Below are 20654 nucleotides of genomic sequence, written 5' to 3'. Positions count from 1 at the left end.
GCAGCACCTTGCTAAACCTTCCCGATATAACTAAATGATATTCTTCAGTTTGGCTTTTTCTATTCTTTCACAAAACGTCACGATGGACTGTATTAACCTCGTAATCACAGCGCTATGTAACGGCAATCTAGCTATAGGCGGGAAACACTACCGAGCCCGAACTTCTAGCGTTCGTGACGCCTGATCAAGTCCGGTGCCACAAGAACCCTGCGATATCAGGGTATAGAGATCCTCGCCATCGACGGTCATCTGAACACAACTGACGGAAACACTGCATCCGCGCAGACCAGGAGCAGTAAAAGTCGCAGTAAAAAATGGGGAAGTTGCACAGGCGCGTCCGGGAGAACCATCCGGAGGCAGCAGTACATTAAGAGCCGCTTCGGTACCTGATTCAGCAGCGTAAAAAGCGCGCTTCCCCTGAATATGAAGCACACTCGACTGACCACTGGTCGTCTGCATAGACCCCATTACCGTGACGATCACAGCAAGCACAGTAATAACAAACAGCGCCATTGGCAGACCAAAGCCGCGCTGCGGGGATAGAGCTATCCGTTTCACATCATCAGGGAACATTAACAACCCTCACCTGCTGCCCCATGGAAAGCGTCTCGCCTGTTGTCGGGTGTTGCAGCACGTACTCAAATGCCACCAGGCCACTTCGCGCCAGCGTTGGATTCTGAAAGCGAAATGTCATGGATCCTGCCTGAAGTGGAAATGCCAGAACGGTGCGACCGCCAGCCCGATTGGTAGGTAAGGCTGCCTTTAGGTTAGCGACGTCACTGATAAAGCCGTAGTTGCGGTAACGATAGAGATAGGCTCCATCCTGACAGACGGCTTCAGGCGCAGACGTTAAATAGTAGCGACGCTCCGGCGAATCTGATGGGAAGGTATGAGAGCTCGCAAGCGTGACATCAACCTCGGCTGTCCCCGCGGGCACTGAGCCGATATCCGGCGTCAGAGGTCCCGGATCATTCTGGGCGTACAGGTTAGCCGACCCGATAGGATAAACAGATACGTAACCACTCGCACCGTCGGATACAGAATATGGTGCGGCACGGAATGAGGTAACTGCCGAATTAACCGATAAATCGGTGTACATCGAAGCGGCGACTACAGGCATATATTCAACGCACAGTCCGTCAGCGGTGGTACGGATACTGCCCGGTAGAGCGTCGCGCAATCCGCGGCTGATCTGTTCGTTAACGACATAGCCAGCCGCCGCTAATTGTTCACGACCGTTGCTTGAGATAAAACCTTCACTGGTAGAGCGGATAAACTGAACCGACATGATGCCCAACACCGCAGCCACCACCAATGTCATCACCAGCTCAACCAGGGTAAATCCAGACTGACGCCGCAGATAAGTTAACGTCATCACTTTTGTTACCATCAGTAATTCCCCTTATACATAGAGAATACCGAGGTATCGCCGATCGGGTCGTCAATCGTGATTTCTATACGCTTAGCGCCACCGGTGTTCACACCAATAGAGTCATCACAGACTACGTTGATAGACACCGTGTAGCCGCTGTAATCCGTTGCAAGAGAGGCGTCCATCGTATCCGGGGATTCGTTGGTGACGGCATCGTAATCATCGACGTCATCGTAATTGTCACGGCTTTCGCCGTCATTAGTAATCCGACACGCCCCAGTGTAGGCAGGAACACCATTCGTCCCCGTGGCCTCGTCATAGCGACGCGACAGTATTTCATCAAAATAAAGCTGAGCCAGATCGACGGAGCGGGTCTGAATAAGAACGTCAGCAGATCGCCCGGTAAGAACACTGAACGCCCGCAGAGAACCAACTAAGGCGACAGAAATAATGACGATAGTAATGACCATTTCGACCAGAGACATGCCGCGCATTCTTAGCATAAGTGCGTGCCTCCTTCAGGGCTGGCAGTTGCCGATATAGGCGAAACCACTGGCAGAAATACAGAGTGAGTGAGAATTACCAGCGGAAAAAACAAACTGATTCGCAGCGCCGGTTTCTGCATTGATATCAAAATTAATCGTTGTGCTGCCACCGTTAGCCAGAGTAGCACCGTTAATGGCCAGCGCTGCCCCTGCGCGCGGAGCTTCCCGCGTGCCAAAGGTGGTTGTCCCCTGCGAAACAGTGAAAAGCCAATCAGAGCTGGTCTGAGAAACCGTGAGATTGACCGGAGTTGCCGCCACTGCATTTGCCAGTGCTCTTCTCTGAGCAAGGATTGCTACCGACACCAGTTGCTCACGAGCAGCAAGCGTAGTGTAGCGATCGGTATTCAGGAAAAGGCTGCTTGCGCCGATTGAGATAATGGCGATCAATGTGATCACCATTATCATCTCAACCAGAGTAAAGCCTCGTTGGCGGATCAAATCAGCCTCAGCAACCGTTTGGATCAACAACAACCTTTGGCGCGGCGGTGATTGGATTCACGTTTTCCACTGCGGCGGTTGCAGCGGTGTAAGTCACAGTACAGCCAGCGCCAGTTGTCAGGGTGTAAACTGCCTCTTCACCACCTGCGGCGGTTCCATGAGTAATCTGGTAGTCACCCGCCACCTGAGCAGCGTCAGTGATACCAGCCTGTACGGCCTGAGGGTAACCATTCACCATAGCGATAGAGGCACCTTCAAGAACCACTGCCTGACCGGGTGTCGAGCCATCTGCCAGCTGCTGCGCGTGAGCAATATTGGCGGCTGCACGGAGTGCTCCAGCCAGTGCATTCAGACTGGCAACCCGCGCGTCCTGACCAAAATCTGCGAAACGCGGCAGCGCAAAGGCAGAGAGCACACCGAGAATAACAATTACCATGACCAGTTCGATCAGTGTAAAACCTCTTTGTTTTTTCATGTCCCGACTCCTGTGTGTTATCGGATATTCCAGCTTACGCGGCCATCGGCCGAGCTATAGTCAATGTAAAATCTGTCGCCACTTGCTCTGTGGTAGTACCGACAATGTCCCTCTACGACTTCGACCCGGAAATCGGCGCTGGCATTATCACCAGCGGTCAGTGTCGGAACTTCTATATCCAGAAGACTATTCCACAGCGCTTCACAACTCAGTGTCGTTGTTACTCCTGATCCGGACATCCCGTCCGGTTCCTGCGGTACCGGCCAGCCATATTGATTCATAGCAAAGCCTTCAAGCAGGGTGCTGTTTTTATCGGTCATCCAGGCTTTCCGGAAAATCATCACTCCGGTCTGCAGGGAGCTACCCACCGACTTAACATGTGCACGCCAGGCATCCTCGATAATGTTGTCCATCCGGGGCACCAGAATCAGTATCCCGACCATCATTACCGCCAATGCGATCGCCGACTGGAGTAGAGAGAAGCCTCGTTTCCGGCCGACGTTCAGTAACGTCGTTGGCATACTTAAACCTTAGTCAACAATTGAATTTTTGAAGCTGGTATTAACGAAAATAAACAAATATTGAATTACAAAAACTTCTGTTACATATGTGGCGTCAGTGTCTAACGTGACACTGCACCACTGAGCTCCCACACGGGTAAGAAAACACCCAGAGCGAGCAGAAGTACCAGCGCCCCCAGAAACACGAGCAGGATGGGTTCTATCGCGTCTGACAGTTGGTTGAGCTCGTAGTCGACCTCTTCTTCATAAAAGTCAGCGACCTCATCAAGTAGCCGATCAACAGCCCCTGTTTCTTCACCAACCGACATCATTTGAAGTACTAGTGGTGTGAACAGGCCAGTTCTCTGCGCCGTATTGGTCAGCCCTTCGCCGCGCTGGACGCCATCGCCCATATCGCTGACGGCATTACCGATATATTTATTACCAACACTCGCCGCCACAATAGACAGGCTATTCAGGATTGGCACACCAGCAGTCAGCATCATGGAAAAAGAACGGGAAAAACGCGCCAGTGCGATGCGCTCGAAAATAGTACCGATAAGAGGAATATTCAGTTTGGTTCTGTCCCACCAGACAGCCCCTTCATCGGTGGCGATAAACTGCCGGAAAGCGATACCGCCAACAATCAGACCGGCCAACAAGGCATGCCACCAGTTCTGCATGAAATCGGAAACAGCAATCAGGATTAACGTGGCAAATGGCAGGTCAGCGCCTAGCTTATTAAATACCGACGAGAAGCTTGGAATCACAAACATAGTGACAACCACCATCGCGATTGCAATGGCACCGATAACCATAATGGGATAGCGCAACGCGGACTTGATACGCTTTCTGGTTTCCCGTTCCATTTCCAGGTGGCCCACCAGGCGGATCAGTGCATCATCAAGATTCCCTGTGCTCTCACCTATATGGATCATGCTGACGTAAATAGGAGAAAAGAGTTTAGGGTGCCTTCTAAATGCCGAAGCCAGATCAGAACCACCGACCAGCTGGTCGCTGATATCCTGAAGTACCGTGCGTAGCTGATCGTTGTTTGCGCTTTCGGCCAGCCCGGTCAGTGCCCGGATGATAGGAACACCCGCCTTAGTCAGTGCATACAACTGACGAGTAAACAGGACGAGCTCTTCAGATTTAATTTTTCGAGAACGCTGGACCGTTTTACCGTCCTTCGAGGGTAATACTTTCTGTTGCTGAATTTTAAGCGGGGTAATGCCGCGTTGTATCAGCTGCGACACTGCGACTTCCCGGCTACCCGCCTGTAGGGAGCCCTCTACCGCCGCCCCCGAATTATCGCGACCGCGATAGAGATAAATGGCCATCAGATCTCCTCGCCATCCAGGGTTGCTGATACACGGAAGACTTCATCAAGGGAGGTCACACCCTCTGTCGCAAAGTCCAGTGCAGACATTGCTAACGGGCGGAAATACGGAGATTTCAACGCTGCCTCAGAGAACCCTTGAGAATCCCCCTTACGCAATGCACCTATCATGTTGGCATCGAGTTCCAGTAACTCGTAAATACCGACACGCCCCTGATAGCCGGTATTGTTGCAGTGGTGGCAACCTCTTCCGTTCAAGAACTGACGTGTTGAGCTGCCAGGTTCCATAGTTTCTAACCAGGCTTTTTCCTGATCATCAGGCTCGTAATTCTGAGTGCAATGAGGGCACAGCTTTTTAATAAGACGCTGTGCCAGAACAGCTCTCAGTGACGAAGCAACCAGATAGCTATCAACGCCCATATCCATCAGGCGTGCCGCTGCTGACTGGGCATCGTTGGTGTGCAACGTCGACAGCACCATGTGACCTGTCATTGCAGCTCGTAAGCCGATCTCTGCCGTCTCGTGGTCACGCATCTCACCAATCAGAACGATATCCGGGTCCTGACGCAGAGCCGCACGAAGAACAGTCGAAAATTCGAGACCCACTTTGGTATTTACCTGGACCTGGTTAATTCGCGGAAGCCTGTACTCGATAGGATCTTCGGCGGTGATAATTTTCTTTTCGGCCTGATTCAGCTGAGTCAGTGCCGCGTACAGCGTTGTTGTTTTACCTGAACCCGTCGGGCCGGTGACAAGGATCAATCCATGAGGACGTGTGATCAGATACTCAAAACGATTCCTGATCTGATCTCTCATACCGAGGGATGCCATGCTCAGAATGCCGCCACTCTGATCCAGCAGACGCATAACCACCGACTCACCAAACTGCACCGGCATAGTCGACAGACGCACATCGATATTCTTATTACGGACACGGATATTGAAGCGGCCATCCTGTGGTAGACGCTTCTCCGAAATATCCAGACCCGACATGATTTTTAAACGCGATACCAATGCCGAGGCAACGCGTTTCTCTTTCATGATCTGCTCTTGCAGTTCACCATCGACACGCAGACGAATCCGTAACTGACTCTCTTCCGGTTCAATATGCACGTCCGATGCTTTTACCTGTACGGCGTCTTCAAAGAGGCTCTGCAACAAACGTACGACAGGAGCCTCTGACGTATCAGAGCTTGAAACAATGGCATTGATATCGAAGTCGCTGCTCTGTAACTCACCTGCGAGCTCACCCGCAATCGAGGCCATCTGTTCCTGACGACGATAGACGTTGTCGAGAATAGAAAGCAGCTCATCTTCCTGAACAAATGCGGGCAGTACTGGTTTTTTGAGGATTCGCTGCAGATCATCAATCACCATAAGGTCGGTCGGATCTGCCATACCGACCATCATTCCGCCCGGCTCTTCTGACAATAGCAGGCAGCGATATCGACGGGCCTGAGTTTCAGGCAACTGCTGTATCAGCGCATTATCGAGACGAAAACGCGACAGATCGATAAATGGATAACCAAAGTAATCAGAAAGAATAGAAAGCAATTTAACCTCTGAGACAAAACCGAGATCCGTAATCGCTTTACCCAATTTTTTTCCGGTGCGCTTCTGCTCTACCAGCGCCATCTGCAACTGTTTCTGATCGATTAACTGCTTCTCAAGTAGCAGATCGCCGACACGAACTTTACGACGTAATCTTGCTTCCATGTTTTACTCCAGCAGCCCTTGCTGATATTTCACCCAGTCTTGCTGTGGTTTACTCAGAGGGTAATTTTCGGTGAGGAACTCAAGGCTTTGTTGTGCTGCGGCGGTTGCGCCAGCGTCTATTTGTGCCTGAGTACGGGCAATAGCCCACTGTGTATTACGCGGCTCCTGTTGTATCAGGCGCGAGTAGTATTCTGCGGCCGCCTGATACTGCCCAAACATATGCAGGCCCGGTGCAATCGTACTGAGCCAGATGCGACTCTGATTCGTGGCGTATTTTTCGGACGCAGCAATAAACTCATCACGCATCCCCTGCTCCAGATAAATACGGGCCTGCAGTGCGGGATACTCAATCGCGGTTCCCAGCTTGATCGCCTCATCCAACTGAGACAGTGCCCGTTGCCAGTCTCCATTGCGATAGTAGGTCACAGCCCGGATATAGAAATTCTCAGGGTCCAGACGTCGTGTCACACTCGCACTTGCTGCGTTAGCGTCTTTTGCAATGGAGGCTTCTGTGGAGTGGGCTTCTATGGCGGAGACTTGCACGGATGCTGCTTCAGGCTCGTCGACCACCAGAGCTTCGGGAATTGAAACTGGAGCCTCTGATCTGGCTTCAGCAGGTTGGACGACCGCGGCAGGTGGCGACTGTTCCTGAGCGGCTACCTCTTCAAGAAATACTGAATTACCTGCCACTTCAGGTTCTGGTGCAATGGCCAACGTAATTGTTTCGGGTTGCTGCATTTGATGCGTCTCTCTGCCTGTGTCGCTGAAAGGCATCTCTGCTGGGCCAGACACTTCAGCAATGACGGGAACAACGGCTGGATTCGTTCCCGTTACAGGAATAACAGGTATAGAACTGCGATTAATTACAGACGGATCAGACTCAAAATACTGACTGAAATACAATACAAACACAGCAGCAAGAATAGAGATCACAAGTGCAGGCCATATCATCACACGATGGTTGTACTCGTGATCGGCATAGCCAATAATTTCTCCGGGTGTGACTTCTCGCTGACCATCGAGATCTTTCAGAACCTGATGTATAAGACTCATAGTTCGCTCCTTATAGCCCGATAACGAGTTTCAGACGTTCACGCCATGCGATCGGTTGTTGAATACTTTCAGTGTCTGCTGCCGCCTTTTCTACATGCTGAGCATGGATGGCCTTACTGCCCTGACCGAAGGCCACCAGCAAGCATTTGGCGGCCAGAACATTGACCAGCCTCGGTGTACCACCGCTGCTGATCCATAAAAATCGAACGGCCCCCCGTGTAAACAACGGCTCACCACGGTAGCCTGCGCAGACCAGTCGGTGATTCAGGTAATGACTGACACTCTCAGGCGTACGTAACGCTTCAATATGAGCGGACGTGGTGATGCGCTGGCGCAGTTGCCGGAAGCGTTGCTCACTCAGGATATCGTCTAATTCAGGCTGACCGAAGAGAACGATCTGGACCAGTTTCTGACGCTCTGTTTCGAGGTTGGAAATGAGTCTTAATGCCTCCAGCGTTTCTGCTGGCAAACACTGGGCTTCGTCAATGACCAGGACCAGGCGCCGTCCTTCCTGAGCGATATTAAGAAGATAACGCTGAATATCCGCCCTCAGCTGGCTCAGTCTAGAGTGGCCAGATAATCCGAGTTCATCTCCGATTGCCAGCCAAAGTGCTGTGGGAGATAGCGTCGGATTAGGAATATAAGCAGTATCACTGTTAACTGATTCAAGGTGATTCAGAAGACGCCGACACAACAATGTTTTTCCAGTGCCGACTTCTCCAGTGACTTTGATAAAACCTTCACCGCCAGCCAGTGCATATTGAACGGCTTCAAATGCTTCGTCATGAGACTCAAGGCCGACGTAAAATCCGGTATCCGGCGTCAAAGAGAAAGGGGTGTCACTCAGTCCATAATGTGACTCGCAAGCTTGCTTGATCTCAGTAACATCCATCTCACCACTCCGGCAATAACACGCGAGAGTAACGGCTGTTGAGCTGCTCTATACGCTCCGCAGGTAACTGTGTACCGATAATTCGGGGCTGAATAAGAATGACCAGTTCACTCTGGACTGTCTCGCGGCGCGTCTGACGGAACAATGCACCCAGCACAGGAATATCTCCCAGTACCGGTACCTTGTGCACAACATCGTTTGACTTGTTCTGCATCAGTCCGCCAATAACAACGATCTGGCCTGAGCGGGCACGAACAATAGAATCTGTCTCGCGAACGGTACTGGCTGCGACCGGCAACGAATATTCATCATCGTTCAGCTGGATACGTTTCTGTTTTTCCTCGACTTCTGTCACGCTCGGATGAACGTGCAGGGTAATGTCTTCGTCATCACCAATCTGTGGGGTCACATCGAGAGCAATACCCGAGAAAAATGGCGTCAGCTCAATTTTAGGGGTATCCGAGGTGCCTGTTACCGTTGCCGTCGTTGTGCGGGTCACGTCGGTAACAAAATATTCGTCGTTACCGACTTTGATCACTGCTTTCTGATTATTGACGGTGGCGATACGTGGACTAGAAAGTACCTCGACATCACCTTGTGTTTCCAGAAGGCTCAGGGCACCGGCAAAGTTACCTGCATCAATATTGAGACTGAAAATACCAGCCAATTCATTCGGGTCATTTAAAGCGGCTGAGGTCTGTGTTGCCCAGACGTCATTCTTACCCGTCTGCGCCGCAATCGTATTCCAGTTAATACCGCTCTGGTAACCGTCACTGAGTGTGACTTCTACTATTTTTGCTTCGATCAGAACTTGCTTCTGGACAGTCAACTCAGCCTGCTCCAGGTATTTCTGAACCTGAGTCAGTGTTCCAGGCATTGCACGAGCGATAACAAGACCGGCATGTGCGTCAACGACGACGGAGGCACCTTCCTCTGAAGCCATCATAAGAGACAGTGTCGAACGCAGGTCTTTCCAGAATTCAGAGCCGGTCAGTGTCTCTACTTCTGAGGAATTAGTCTGATTACCGTCGTACTCGCCGAACACAGAGGTCGCTGCTCCGCTGTTCTCTGCGTCAGAACTGGTCATACCACTACTGACCTTCATACCTGAACGGCCTGAACGCATGACATTTAGGTAGTTAATCGGAAATATGCGGGTTTGCGCAGCCTTAGGAAGAATCTGCACACCATATCCAGATTCATTAAAGTCGTACCCGTAAATATCACGAACAGCCATCAGGGCTTCACGGACAGTTACGTCTTTAAGGTTTAAAGAGATTTTGCCGCTGACATCCGGATGAACAATCATATTCATCCCAGTACCTTCGACCAGGCTGTTGAAGAATGCCGGTGCAGGCACCTGATTGGCAGTGACATCAAAACGCTCTTCAGCTTTTTCTGGCAAGGCGATTTCTGGCATCAGGCTTTTCGGGTCCAGGCCAGCCAGCATAGGAGCATCTGCTTCGAGTAATTTCTTTGGTGCAGCTGGTCGCTCTGCTTTCTGATCTGTCTGCTTCTGCGTATAGGTCGTCGCGCATGACGCCATAAGCAGGCTGGCAACAATCACAGCAGCTCGGTCGAACCTTGTATTTCTAAATATTCTCACAGTCTGCATCCTACTTACCAGAATGTTTCGTATTACTAAGTAAAGACAGTGTTTTAAGTTTCTGCCTGTATTTCAGAACAACTTTGCCTGATGTAATTTTCACAACCCGGGCACCGGAAACGATATCGCCCTCTTTCACTAAGTTGCCGTTAATTACCGCAGACGCTCCGTTCTGACTCATTTTTATCTGTTGTAGCGTAAAGCTTGTTCTCTTTACTGCTGATTGCTCAACCGCTGCAGGAGCGAACTGTGGCGGCTTCATCGGATCACTGGCCGCCATCGCATTCAGGAAAAGTCCGCTCAGGCAAAGCGCCATAACGACTGATCTAATCACTGAGAATCTCCTCACGGGTACTGAGGGTAAAGACTTCAAGATAAAGCTCACCGCTGGGGTAGTTTTCAACCGTGTAGTCAAGCGACTGCCAGTAGAGTTTCCATGGCATCGAATCCAGACGTTGCAGATAACTCATCAGCGACGGGTAGTCAGCGGACATGCGAATTTTCATGCCATGGCGGTAAAGGTCGACGTCACTGTATTCAGAGCCGAGCGCGATGCTCTCGCCCTCACTATTCTCGAGACTGATCAGCTTGAGTCGGGTGTCCTGAGTCATCATCGATTCCAGTACCGATGGCATATTTTCAGGGGCGACCAGGGTATCGGTAAGACTCTGAATCCGCTCATCTACGACGGCTTTCTGGCTCAAAACTTTTTCTATGTCATCGCGCACAGCATCATTCGGGTCAAGCACTGGCGTACTGCGTAAACGCTGCAAATGAGCCTCAAGACGTAATGCGTTAGACTCAAGTTCGTTAGCTTGCTTACGTTCATTCAGTGCCGTGGTCCAGATGGGGCCTGCGATAAAAAACACCAAAACAGCGGCGATCACGACATGCGCCGTAACTAGCACCAGCTTTCTTTCACGCGCACTCAGCTCACGATACTTTTCAAGACCTGAAACAATGCGTGAGTCTTGCCACCAGATTATTCTCATAATGAGCCCTCCCGTGCGCGTCGCATCACCTCTGAAGACGTCATGACCGTATTGCGGGGTTCGGCTGCGTTTTCTTTTTCGCGAGGGCGAGTATCCAGTTTGAAGGTCAGCCAACGGCTATCTTCCTGTTTGCGAACATCCACAAACCGGAAAGCCTGTTCTGAAAAACCACTGCGCTTCAGAAGATCAGAAACGTAACGGGAAATTTTTGCAGGATCATCAGTAAAACCTGAGATATTGATGTGCCGGCCTTCATCGTAAAAAGCAAAACTTTTCAGCCAGACACCACGGACATCCTGATCTCCCAATTCTTTTACCATGGTGGTGAATGACGTGCTGCTGTCGAGTTCCTGTTGAGTCAGATAGCGCAGAATTCGCTGACTGCTTTCAAGATCTTCGCGGAGTTTGGCACGCTGAGCGACAAGAGCATCATCCAATTTGAGCGGCGGACGCTCACTTTCAATATTGGCAACCTGCTGCTCAACAATGGCCTGACGCTCCTGCATGCCTTCCAGACGGTGCCCCTGCCAGTACCAGTTGATCACCAGACCGAGAAGAACAACGACCGCAATGCCAACATGCAAGCCAGCACCAATCAGAATCATCTTCAGATCACCAGGGATCTTAGGAGGCTGGAACTCGTCCAGATAGAAATTGACCCGTTGTTTAATTTCCCAACTCATAGCTAAGCGCCCCTCCGAGTGCAACAGCCAGGGACGCCGTGAGTGGACGGTCATCTTCCTGACGGTTAAAGGAGCTTTCCAGCGACATGAGACGGACGGGCGTATTCACACGCTCCTCAAGTTCACCCAAGGCATCGGTCACATCGACAAGATCAGACTTCAGCATCCACAACTGAGAAACTGCACCCAGCCCCAGCTGACTTTCGAAATAGTCCATCGAGCGTTGCAGCTCAAGGGCAAGCACATCAATGCGGCTGTTTGGCTGCATACTCAACCCACCCTCTTCGACATTAAGCGAACTGAGGCCCAGATCGTCGGTTCCCAGAGAAATCTGACGAGTGAAGTAGAGTGCTCCGTCACGGTAGAGATAAATGACACCGCTATTACCTTCGAGGCGCACGACAGCGACGCTGTCCTCGGGCTCAATACTTGCCAGAAGATTCAGAACCGCCAACTCGTTGATAATGATCTGCTCTAACTGCAGATTGCTGTCACGGCAGAATTCAACGATCTCCTGCAGATATGCCCTGTCGGTAATCGCGGCAAACGCCATGCTCATTCGCCCACGATACGCATCGCCGGGAAGAGGAAATGCCTGCAACACCTTATCGGCGGCAGGCGCTCCGACCAGCTCGTCGATACGAAAGCTCAGCGCATCTGTCAGCTCTTCCGGTGCAACTGGGGGTGCATCCACTAGCTGCAAGTCATAGCGTTCGCTATCCATGCAGACCACGGTCGGCGAACCTGCTAACCCCTGAGCTTCGATCCATTCGGACAATTCAGCAAAGCCTGACTCATCAGCCTCTGCGATATAGCTGGAGACGACCCCACGCTGAGTGCGGTGTACTGCCCAGGCACGACCATGATTGATCTCTATTCCCAGACATCCCTGCGCGGTTCGACGTTGTTTCAGCCACGGCAGCTGCATGGCAACCCTCACACAAATTCAACTTACTGAATCTGAGTGTAGACCATGGTGGGAAAAGCGATGGTCTGAGGCGACACGCCTGACTATAATGACACTACGCCGACCAGATTAATGGCCCGAATCACCAAGCTTTATTATTCCAGCTTGCCTTGCAACGCCTCTGACCACGGACTCAAATCGTGTTTCACATCGTCCTTTTCGAACCTGAAATCCCGCCTAACACCGGCAATATCATTCGTCTCTGTGCCAATACAGGCTGCTATCTGCACCTGATTGAGCCGCTGGGCTTTGATATGGAAGAAAAGGCACTGCGCCGGGCGGGCCTGGACTACAGCGAATGGGCAAGCGTGAAGATACACAAAGACTACGAAGCGTTTATTGAATGCGAACAACCGCAGCGTCTCTTCGCCCTGACGACCAAGGGCAAGACACGTCACTCTGACGTTGCTTTCACCAAGGGAGATTACCTGATGTTCGGGCCTGAAACGCGCGGCTTACCCGAAGATGTCAGACTGACCATTCCCGAGAAAGACTGGCTACGCCTACCCATGCTCTCTCACAGCCGCAGCATGAATCTGTCGAATGCCGTTGCTGTAATGGTCTATGAGGCATGGCGCCAGTTGGGGTACGACGGCGGACAGTAGGGCGCGATCTTAGTACCACAGACGTAGAACCACAGAAGCAAAAACGCCCCGATGAACGGGGCGTTTTTGTTTCTTAGAACAGAACTCAGTGGGTTGGCTGTTCGCCAGCCTGCTGAGCCTGCGCTTCTTTAACACGCTGCTGATACAGAGCATCAAAGTTGATCGGAGCCAGCATCAGCGCCGGGAAACCGCCTTTGATCACCAGGTTATCTACGTTTTCACGCAGATACGGGAACAGAATGTTAGGGCACATGGCACCCAGCATTGGGCCCATCTGCTGCTCTGGAATATTCGCAACTACGAACAGACCGCACTGAACCAGCTCAACCAGAAAGGCCGTATCGCCGTCATTTTTCGCGGTAACGGTCACTTTCACAGACACTTCGTAGTGCTGTTCATCAACCTTGCGACCATTGGTATTGAGGTCGAGCTTCACTTCTGGCTTCCATGGCTTAGTGAACGCCGCTGGAGAGTTAGGTGCTTCGAATGACACGTCTTTGGTGTAGATGCGCTGAAGAGCGAACTGCGCCTGTTCTTTATTTTCGGCCATTTGTTGGTTCCTTATCAGATTTAATTCTTAACGACTGGCAAATTCTGGCTGTTCCATTCCATCATGCCGCCTTTCATACGTACAGCGTTGAAGCCTTTCTCACGCAGCATTTTACCCGCCATACTGACGGTCTGGCCCGTTTTGCACACCAGCACGATCGGACGCTCACGCTCTTTTTCCAGCTCATTCATACGCTGGGCCAGGCTTGCATACGGAATATTAATCGCGTTCACAAGGTGCCCTGCTTTGAAGTCGGCCTTGTCGCGGATATCCAGAACCAATGCGTCCTGGCGGTTGATCATGGTGGTCGCTTCAGTGGTAGAAACGGTCTGTCCGTTGCGGCGGTTGTTATCCCAGAGCAAAGCGATCAGAAACGCTGCCCAGATACCTACCAGCCACCAATGATTTACGACAAATTCAATGTACTGATCCATTACCCTGTCTACTGTCTTTCAATATGGAGGCCGGAGTATACCGTCACTGGCGCTATGCCTCCACCGCAGACGCATTGTCATTCCTGTATATGACAATTATTCGCGGGGACTTTGTTCAGTGTCGTACAGGGGTAAGGTATACTGCCGTTTTGCTGTAATTCTGAGTGTACGGACATGACCACGCGACCAAAACCAACCGCCCTGATTATTCTCGATGGCTGGGGCTACCGCGAAGAAACCGCGAATAACGCCATTGCCAATGCCAACACACCAACGTGGGATCGTCTGCTGAACGAGTATCCGAACGCACTGATCCAGACTTCCGGTGAAGCCGTTGGCCTGCCAGATGGCCAGATGGGTAACTCTGAAGTTGGCCACATGAACCTTGGCGCGGGTCGCATCGTCTATCAGAACTACACCCGTATCAACAAAACTATCCGCGACGGTGAACTGACCAGCAATCCAGCACTGGCTGCTGCTATGGACAAAGCAGCGGCGAGCGGTAAAGCCGTGCATTTACTTGGGCTGCTCTCTCCGGGCGGCGTGCACAGCCACGAAGATCACCTGATCGCGCTGCTGGATATGGCGAAAGAGAAAGGCGTCGGCAAAGTATGTATCCATGCCATTCTGGATGGCCGCGATATGCCGCCTCGCTCAGCCGAACCTTCACTCAGCAAGATCGAAGCACACTGCGCGACACTGGGTAACGCCGCTATCTCGACTGTGATTGGACGTTTCTATTCGATGGATCGTGATAATCGCTGGGATCGCGTCGAGCAAGGCTACAACGCGATGACTCTGGGCCAGGCTGAATTCTCTGCGCCAACGGGCGTTGATGCACTAAAAGCTGCCTACGAACGCGACGAGAACGACGAATTTGTTAAAGCTACAGTGATTGGTGACCAACCCGCCAAAGTAGAAGACGGCGACGCCATCATCTGCTTCAACTTCCGCCCTGACCGTGCTCGCGAAATCACCCGTGCGTTCGTTGAAGGCGATGAGTTCAAAGGGTTTGAGCGTCAGGCACAGCCGACACTCTGTGATTACGTCATGATGACCGAGTACGCTGCGGATATTCCAGCTAACTGCGCCTTCCCACCCGAGAAACTGGTCAATGGCATTGGCGAATATGTTTCTGATAAGGGCATGAAGCAACTGCGCATTGCTGAAACAGAAAAGTACGCTCACGTGACCTTCTTCTTCTCAGGTGGTCGCGAACAGGAATACGAGGGTGAAACCCGTATTCTGGTGAAGTCACCAGACGTTGCCACCTATGACCTGCAACCAGAAATGAGTGCGCCGGAAGTCACCGATAAGCTGGTCGATGCCATTAAAAATGGTGGCTACGATCTGATCGTATGCAACTATGCGAATGGCGACATGGTTGGTCACACAGGTGTCTACGACGCTGCTGTGAAAGCGGCAGAATGCATCGATGACTGCCTGCAGAAAGTAACAGACGCGATTCTCGAAGTCGGCGGCGAGTGCCTGATTACTGCAGACCACGGCAATGCTGAGCAGATGTTGGATGAAAATGGTCAGGCCATGACTCAACACACCACTGGCCCGGTCAACCTGATTCATGTTCATAACCGCAACGAAGGCGGCCTGAACACCGGACGTCTGTGCGATGTATCACCTACTCTTCTGGATATTATGGGCGTTGAGCAACCGGCTGAAATGACCGGTGTTTCTCTGCTGACCAAGTAATCCAGACACTTACCTCATGCTGCGTTCTGTTGCTTTACTGCTTACTCTGATCATCAGTCTGAACACTCAGGCTGATGATCAGGCTCGCCTTGATCAGATCAAAGCAGAAATCAAAAAGCTGCAAAGCTGGCTCACTGATGCTCGTGAAGAGCATGATGAACTGCAACAACGCCTGCGCAAATCCGACCAGGAAATCGCCGCCCAAATCAAAGAAATTGAAGCGACCCGAGCCCGCCTGCGTGAGGAGCAGATCCGCCTAAAAAAGCTCCAGGCGGAGCAGGCTCAAGTTCGTCAGCTCCGTAACCGTCACCAGAAGTTACTGAGCGAACAGATTCGCCTGGCCCGCCAGATGGGGGATGAAGCAGCGATACGTTTCTGGCTCGCCCAGGATGACCCGGCTCAGAATCAACGCCTCACCCGCTACTTCGGGTATTTCAATCGCGCTCGTCTTGAGAACCTCAGCAATACCATCGCCGAGCTTAACCGGTTGGATAATCTGGAAGTATTAATTGCAGAGCAGGAAGCACAACTACGCGAAAGCGATGCCCGCCTGACCCGGGAAAACCAACAACTCGAAAAACGCCGCGCAGAGCAACAAACTCTGTTAGCTAAGCTTGACCGCCAGATGAGCAGCGAAAGCCAGCGCCTGAAACAACGTGAAGCCGATCGCAAACGACTCGAGTCACTCCTGGCCGAAGTAGAAACCCTGGTCAGCAACAGCCCGCGCCACAACGACGAAGTCCCCTTCCGGAAGATGCGCGGCAAACTCCCCAGGCCGCTCTCGGGCCCTGTTCTGGCGGCCTTTGGCAACCGTAATGGCCCCAATGCACGCTGGGAGGGCTGGAAAATAGGCACCCGGGAAGGCACCGATATCCGGGCTATTCATCATGGCCGGGTCGTATTTTCAGAGTGGCTCAGAGGGTTTGGTCTGCTGATAATTCTTGACCATGGCGATGGCTACCTGAGCCTTTACGCTCACAACCAGACCCTGCTCAGAGATGTTGGCAGCTGGGTGAATGGCGGCGAAATCATTGCCACAGCAGGAAAAAGCGGTGGGCAACCGAGCGCGGCTCTCTATTTCGAAATCCGCCATAAAGGTCAACCACAAGACCCGGCTGTGTGGCTGAAGCGCGGATAAAACGAACAGGTTAACAAGCAAAACGCCTCTGAAGAGGCCATTCTTAACAGCCAGACAGTTTTGTGCCATGCTTGCGGCACGTAATACAGAGCGAGTGAACATGCTACGGAAACATCTGCTCCGCCCCTTGATTGCCAGCGCAGTCATCTTTATGCCGTTATCAGGTATCGCTGAAGAAACCGCAGTAGAAATAACTGAGGATCAGTCAGCGATAGAAAGCAGCCCGCAAATACAGCAGGAACTGCCCCTTCAGGATCTCCGTACGTTCACCGAAATATTCGAACGCATCCGCAGCTCGTACGTTGAAGAAGTCGATGATAAGACGCTGTTCAACAATGCGATTAAAGGCATGCTGAATTCCCTCGATCCTCACTCCTCGTACCTTCAGGAAGAAGACTTTTCTGATCTTCAGGAAAACACATCCGGCAAGTTTGGTGGCTTGGGGATCGAAGTCGGCATGGAAAATGGCCTGGTGCGTGTCATTACGCCCATCGACGACACCCCAGCACAACGCGCAGGCATCCGCACCGGTGACCTGATCGTCAGCCTTGACGGTGAACCCGTCATGGGATTATCACTGAGTGATGCCGTTGAACTGATGCGAGGCCAGCCCGGAACACCGATTACTTTAGAAGTCCGCCGTAAAGGTGAATCCGACCTTCTCAGCTTCACGATAGAGCGCGCCGAAATTAAAGTCGCCAGTGTTCGTACCGAAATGCTCGACGGAGAAATCGGCTACGTGCGTCTGACCCAGTTCCAGGAAAACACCGGCACTGAGCTTCAGGAAGCTTTACGCGCCTGGAAAGAAGATACCAACCTTAACGGTGTCATTCTGGATATGCGTAACAATCCTGGCGGTGTATTGCAGGCCGCAGTGGTCGTCGTTGATACCTTTATTTCAGAGGGCCTGATCGTTTATACCGAGGGTCGCTCGCCAATGTCTGATGTCCGCTACGAAGCGCGCGCGGAGACACTGATGCCAGACATTCCGATTGTCGTACTGATTAACGGTGGCTCAGCATCGGCTTCAGAAATTGTCGCAGGAGCACTACAGGATCACAGCCGTGCTGTCATCGTGGGGACTCAATCCTTCGGTAAAGGTTCTGTCCAGACAGTACTTCCGGTATCAGAAACCGCCGCCGTTAAACTGACCACAGCGCGCTATTTCACACCAGACGGCCGCTCTATTCAGGCGCAGGGCATCGTGCCGGATATCGTCGTAGAACAAAGCGAAGTCACACCGAGTGAACAGCAGTACTACAAAGAATCTGATTTACCGGGGCACCTCGAAAATCCTGACGGTGAAGTGACTTTAAATAACGGGCCTAAGAGCAACGAAGAGAACAAAAGCGATGACCTTATTCGTCGTGACTTCCAACTCTATGAAGCCCATACGCTGCTGCGTGGTGTCACCATTCTTAGTCCGAAGACCTCCAAAAGCAGTGCAACTGCGGAATAAGGATGAAACGCGCGGTGAGAAATATTGTACGAAAGCCAGTTGCTGGGCTTTTTCTGACTCTCACTGCGCTGATCTCCCTGTCGCTGAAATCCCTGCCAGCAGCCTCGTCACCTCAGAGCCACTCTGCCAGCAGTAGCATCCCCACACTCATTATCATTATCGATGACGTCGGAAATAACGGTCCGTTAGGCGAGCGCGCCATCGCCCTTCCTGGCCCGGTGACGCTGGCATTTTTGCCTCACACGCCACATGCAAAACGTCTCGCCAATGAAGCCGCTAAGAACAACAAAGGAGTTATGCTTCATGCGCCCATGGCAAATGCCACAGGCGCCGCACTGGGGCCTGGTGCTCTGACACAAGATATGAGCCCCGAAGAGCTGCAGAAAACCCTGACAGAGAGTCTGGACTCTATTCCACATGTGCAGGGCGTTAACAACCATATGGGCAGTGTTCTCACGGCAGATCATATCGCCATGAAAAGTGTTATGGAGGTTGTGCAACAGCGCGGGCTGTATTTTATCGATAGCCTCACTAATCCCATGAGCGTGGCAGAAAAAGAAGCATTACAGGCGGGTATTCTTACCGACCGTCGGGATGTGTTCCTCGACAATGACCGCAGCCTCGAAGGACTTTTTAAGCAGTTTCAGCGGGCGATAGACATCGCCGAACGCAAAGGCAGTGCTATTTTAATAGGCCACCCTTACCCGGAGACGCTCGACTTTCTTGAAGTCGTATTGCCCGAGCTGATCGCCTCCAATGAGGTGATTATTACCCGTGCCGATCAACATCTTCAGGAAGAAGCATGGGTGACGCCTGTTCGCACTGGCGGAGAAACTGAACTGAAATCGAGACTGGAGTTACGGTTGCCCCTGCCTGTTAAAAACAAGACAGAGGCTGACGAAAGACCACGATCTCCCGGTAGCAACGATCAGATTACCTCTCAGAGCTATCAGAACTGATAGCCCATTCCCAGATTGAAACCACTGCCTGAATTGATATCGCCGCGACTTTCGGCATCGTCATTCTGCATCTGAACATCGGCTTTAAACACAACGTCAGGATGCGGATAATAGTTCACACCAAAATCTGTTTGAGCGGCACTGTCATCCTCTGCCTGAGACCAGTTACTCTGACGCGCAAACACGCCCCATTTCTCGCCCAAACGCTGAGAAACCTCAAGATAGGCACCGTACTGCTCAGCTTTGCCTGCGTCTTCTGCGGCGTCGCCTTCGAGGTCCCAGCGGGCATATAGAGCCGTAAAGCTTGTGTCTTTGAGGGTATAAATAACGTGACCGCCGAGCAGTAATGCCGAGTCGGCATAGGACTCTTCGGCGCTCTGATCAAGGTCTGGCTGGTACTGGGTATACCCCGCAACTTCGAGGCCGGTAATACCGCGGTAACGCAAACGCGCCGTTATCGCCGGATCAAAAACAGACGCATAAGACGATTTCTGCTTACCTGCTTTCAAATCAAAGGGGTCGGCAGCGTCATTCGTAGTCGGGTCTTCAGTTTTAAAACCTTCGGTAATGAGCACATCGTAACTGAAGCCATTATCCAATGTATCTGACAATGAAATACCTGCGCTGTACCAGGTGGATGGAATCACTGTTGTCTCAATGATCGGACGTTCGGTACCGTAAAAAGCAGGCGGTTCGTGTGTTTCATTAACAATACCGACGGGCATCAACATAACACCGGTACGGAACTGAGCGCCATTCAGTACATCCATTTCAATGTAGGCTTGCTCAATTTCTACTGCACCGTATTGACTACCACCACTGACCAGTGTGTGCTCAACCTCGAACTCAGACACGAAACGGATGGAATCTGAATAGTCGTAGCCAACAAATAACACCAGACGATGCAGATCAATCTGTCGTTTCTCTTCGTCGTCGGTACTCAGGTTGTTGTAATGAAGCTCGCCATAGCCGCCCAGATGTACCTGCTTAGTCGATTCCTGCGCCAGGTTTTCATCCATGGTATCTGCCAGCGCTCCTAACCTTTCATTGAGCATCGTTTCCAGCTCAGAAATACGCTGTTCGAGTTCGGCACGGGATACCGGATCATCTGACGCTTCTTGTGCAGATACATTTAATCCGGCCGCTGACAAAACAGCCACAGTCAGTGTCGTCAGCACGGGTGTGCATAAATTCGCTTGTTGTTTCGTGTTCGTTTTCATT

The 20654-nt window shown here is 51.7% G+C and carries 23 protein-coding genes; 5 read left to right on the top strand and 18 right to left on the bottom strand.

Features of this window, described 5'->3' with window-relative positions; all coding sequences use genetic code 11:
- Nucleotides 1-147: 147 nt before the first annotated feature.
- The 15 genes from B2R29_RS15225 to B2R29_RS15155 form a co-directional block, all read right to left on the bottom strand.
- Entirely contained in the window at nucleotides 148-573 is a 426-nt protein-coding gene (locus tag B2R29_RS15225; RefSeq protein WP_076516652.1) for a hypothetical protein, read from the bottom strand.
- A complete protein-coding gene (locus B2R29_RS15220; RefSeq protein ID WP_301181835.1) occupies nucleotides 563-1390 on the bottom strand; it encodes a PulJ/GspJ family protein in 828 nt (275 codons plus the stop codon). The genes B2R29_RS15225 and B2R29_RS15220 overlap by 11 nt, the downstream gene beginning before the upstream one ends.
- Complete coding sequence (locus B2R29_RS15215) at nucleotides 1390-1875, bottom strand: type IV pilus modification PilV family protein (RefSeq protein ID WP_301181834.1); 486 nt, start codon at nucleotides 1873-1875, stop codon at nucleotides 1390-1392. Before B2R29_RS15215 ends, B2R29_RS15220 begins: the two co-directional genes overlap by 1 nt.
- 15 nt (nucleotides 1876-1890) lie before the next feature.
- Nucleotides 1891-2355 (bottom strand): pilus assembly FimT family protein, encoded by a 465-nt coding sequence (locus tag B2R29_RS15210; RefSeq protein ID WP_301181833.1) that lies wholly within the window; start codon nucleotides 2353-2355, stop codon nucleotides 1891-1893.
- A 7-nt stretch (nucleotides 2356-2362) separates the two neighbouring features.
- The gene (locus B2R29_RS15205; protein ID WP_301181832.1) at nucleotides 2363-2830 is read right to left on the bottom strand and encodes a prepilin-type N-terminal cleavage/methylation domain-containing protein; all 468 of its coding nucleotides are present in this window, start codon (nucleotides 2828-2830) and stop codon (nucleotides 2363-2365) included.
- Nucleotides 2831-2847: 17 nt separating this feature from the next.
- The gene (locus B2R29_RS15200; RefSeq protein WP_068439345.1) at nucleotides 2848-3351 is read right to left on the bottom strand and encodes a type II secretion system protein; all 504 of its coding nucleotides are present in this window, start codon (nucleotides 3349-3351) and stop codon (nucleotides 2848-2850) included.
- Between the two features lie 101 nt (nucleotides 3352-3452).
- Nucleotides 3453-4670 carry a type II secretion system F family protein gene (locus B2R29_RS15195; RefSeq protein ID WP_068439343.1) on the bottom strand — a complete coding sequence of 406 codons (1218 nt, stop codon included), beginning with the start codon at nucleotides 4668-4670 and terminating at the stop codon, nucleotides 3453-3455.
- The gene (locus tag B2R29_RS15190) at nucleotides 4670-6385 is read right to left on the bottom strand and encodes a GspE/PulE family protein (RefSeq protein WP_068439341.1); all 1716 of its coding nucleotides are present in this window, start codon (nucleotides 6383-6385) and stop codon (nucleotides 4670-4672) included. The genes B2R29_RS15195 and B2R29_RS15190 overlap by 1 nt, the downstream gene beginning before the upstream one ends.
- A gap of 3 nt (nucleotides 6386-6388) precedes the next feature.
- Nucleotides 6389-7438 carry a tetratricopeptide repeat protein gene (locus B2R29_RS15185; protein ID WP_301181831.1) on the bottom strand — a complete coding sequence of 350 codons (1050 nt, stop codon included), beginning with the start codon at nucleotides 7436-7438 and terminating at the stop codon, nucleotides 6389-6391.
- Nucleotides 7439-7448: 10 nt separating this feature from the next.
- Nucleotides 7449-8330 carry an ExeA family protein gene (locus B2R29_RS15180; RefSeq protein WP_068439336.1) on the bottom strand — a complete coding sequence of 294 codons (882 nt, stop codon included), beginning with the start codon at nucleotides 8328-8330 and terminating at the stop codon, nucleotides 7449-7451.
- A 1-nt stretch (nucleotide 8331) separates the two neighbouring features.
- Complete coding sequence (gene mshL / locus B2R29_RS15175) at nucleotides 8332-9936, bottom strand: pilus (MSHA type) biogenesis protein MshL (RefSeq protein WP_301181830.1); 1605 nt, start codon at nucleotides 9934-9936, stop codon at nucleotides 8332-8334.
- Between the two features lie 10 nt (nucleotides 9937-9946).
- The gene (locus B2R29_RS15170) at nucleotides 9947-10270 is read right to left on the bottom strand and encodes a hypothetical protein (RefSeq protein ID WP_301181829.1); all 324 of its coding nucleotides are present in this window, start codon (nucleotides 10268-10270) and stop codon (nucleotides 9947-9949) included.
- Nucleotides 10263-10928 carry a type II secretion system protein GspM gene (gene gspM, locus B2R29_RS15165; RefSeq protein WP_301181828.1) on the bottom strand — a complete coding sequence of 222 codons (666 nt, stop codon included), beginning with the start codon at nucleotides 10926-10928 and terminating at the stop codon, nucleotides 10263-10265. The genes B2R29_RS15170 and gspM overlap by 8 nt, the downstream gene beginning before the upstream one ends.
- Nucleotides 10925-11611, bottom strand: a complete 687-nt coding sequence (locus tag B2R29_RS15160) for a PilN domain-containing protein (protein ID WP_301181827.1) — start codon at nucleotides 11609-11611, stop codon at nucleotides 10925-10927. The genes gspM and B2R29_RS15160 overlap by 4 nt, the downstream gene beginning before the upstream one ends.
- Nucleotides 11595-12539: a hypothetical protein gene (locus B2R29_RS15155; RefSeq protein WP_068439329.1), complete on the bottom strand. Its 945-nt coding sequence runs from the start codon at nucleotides 12537-12539 to the stop codon at nucleotides 11595-11597. The genes B2R29_RS15160 and B2R29_RS15155 overlap by 17 nt, the downstream gene beginning before the upstream one ends.
- Nucleotides 12540-12718: 179 nt before the next feature.
- Between B2R29_RS15155 and trmL the strand changes: the two genes are divergently transcribed.
- Nucleotides 12719-13183, top strand: a complete 465-nt coding sequence (gene trmL, locus B2R29_RS15150; RefSeq protein WP_301181826.1) for a tRNA (uridine(34)/cytosine(34)/5-carboxymethylaminomethyluridine(34)-2'-O)-methyltransferase TrmL — start codon at nucleotides 12719-12721, stop codon at nucleotides 13181-13183.
- Nucleotides 13184-13268: 85 nt separating this feature from the next.
- Here trmL and secB read toward each other — a convergent pair whose 3' ends face one another.
- Nucleotides 13269-13733, bottom strand: coding sequence for a protein-export chaperone SecB (gene secB / locus B2R29_RS15145; RefSeq protein ID WP_076516618.1), 465 nt, complete (start codon nucleotides 13731-13733; stop codon nucleotides 13269-13271).
- Nucleotides 13734-13753: 20 nt separating this feature from the next.
- A complete protein-coding gene (locus B2R29_RS15140) occupies nucleotides 13754-14167 on the bottom strand; it encodes a rhodanese-like domain-containing protein (RefSeq protein WP_301181825.1) in 414 nt (137 codons plus the stop codon).
- Nucleotides 14168-14341: 174 nt separating this feature from the next.
- Here B2R29_RS15140 and gpmI point away from each other — a divergent pair, with 174 nt between their 5' ends.
- The 4 genes from gpmI to B2R29_RS15120 all read left to right on the top strand — a co-directional run bounded on the left by gpmI (nucleotide 14342) and on the right by B2R29_RS15120 (nucleotide 19433).
- Nucleotides 14342-15877, top strand: coding sequence for a 2,3-bisphosphoglycerate-independent phosphoglycerate mutase (gene gpmI / locus B2R29_RS15135; RefSeq protein WP_301181824.1), 1536 nt, complete (start codon nucleotides 14342-14344; stop codon nucleotides 15875-15877).
- Nucleotides 15878-15893: 16 nt separating this feature from the next.
- The gene (locus B2R29_RS15130; RefSeq protein WP_301181823.1) at nucleotides 15894-17015 is read left to right on the top strand and encodes a murein hydrolase activator EnvC family protein; all 1122 of its coding nucleotides are present in this window, start codon (nucleotides 15894-15896) and stop codon (nucleotides 17013-17015) included.
- Nucleotides 17016-17115: 100 nt separating this feature from the next.
- Complete coding sequence (locus B2R29_RS15125; protein ID WP_301181821.1) at nucleotides 17116-18474, top strand: S41 family peptidase; 1359 nt, start codon at nucleotides 17116-17118, stop codon at nucleotides 18472-18474.
- A 2-nt stretch (nucleotides 18475-18476) separates the two neighbouring features.
- The gene (locus B2R29_RS15120) at nucleotides 18477-19433 is read left to right on the top strand and encodes a divergent polysaccharide deacetylase family protein (protein ID WP_300428436.1); all 957 of its coding nucleotides are present in this window, start codon (nucleotides 18477-18479) and stop codon (nucleotides 19431-19433) included.
- Here the strand turns inward: B2R29_RS15120 and B2R29_RS15115 are convergent.
- The gene (locus tag B2R29_RS15115; protein ID WP_301181820.1) at nucleotides 19424-20653 is read right to left on the bottom strand and encodes a hypothetical protein; all 1230 of its coding nucleotides are present in this window, start codon (nucleotides 20651-20653) and stop codon (nucleotides 19424-19426) included. The two genes, B2R29_RS15120 and B2R29_RS15115, sit on opposite strands and share 10 nt — an antisense overlap.
- Between the last annotated feature and the right edge of the window lies 1 nt (nucleotide 20654).

It is taken from the genome of Thalassolituus sp. UBA3500 (assembly GCF_002377545.1).
Lineage (GTDB): Bacteria > Pseudomonadota > Gammaproteobacteria > Pseudomonadales > Oceanobacteraceae > Thalassolituus.
This window is presented reverse-complemented; position numbering and strand designations above follow the sequence as displayed.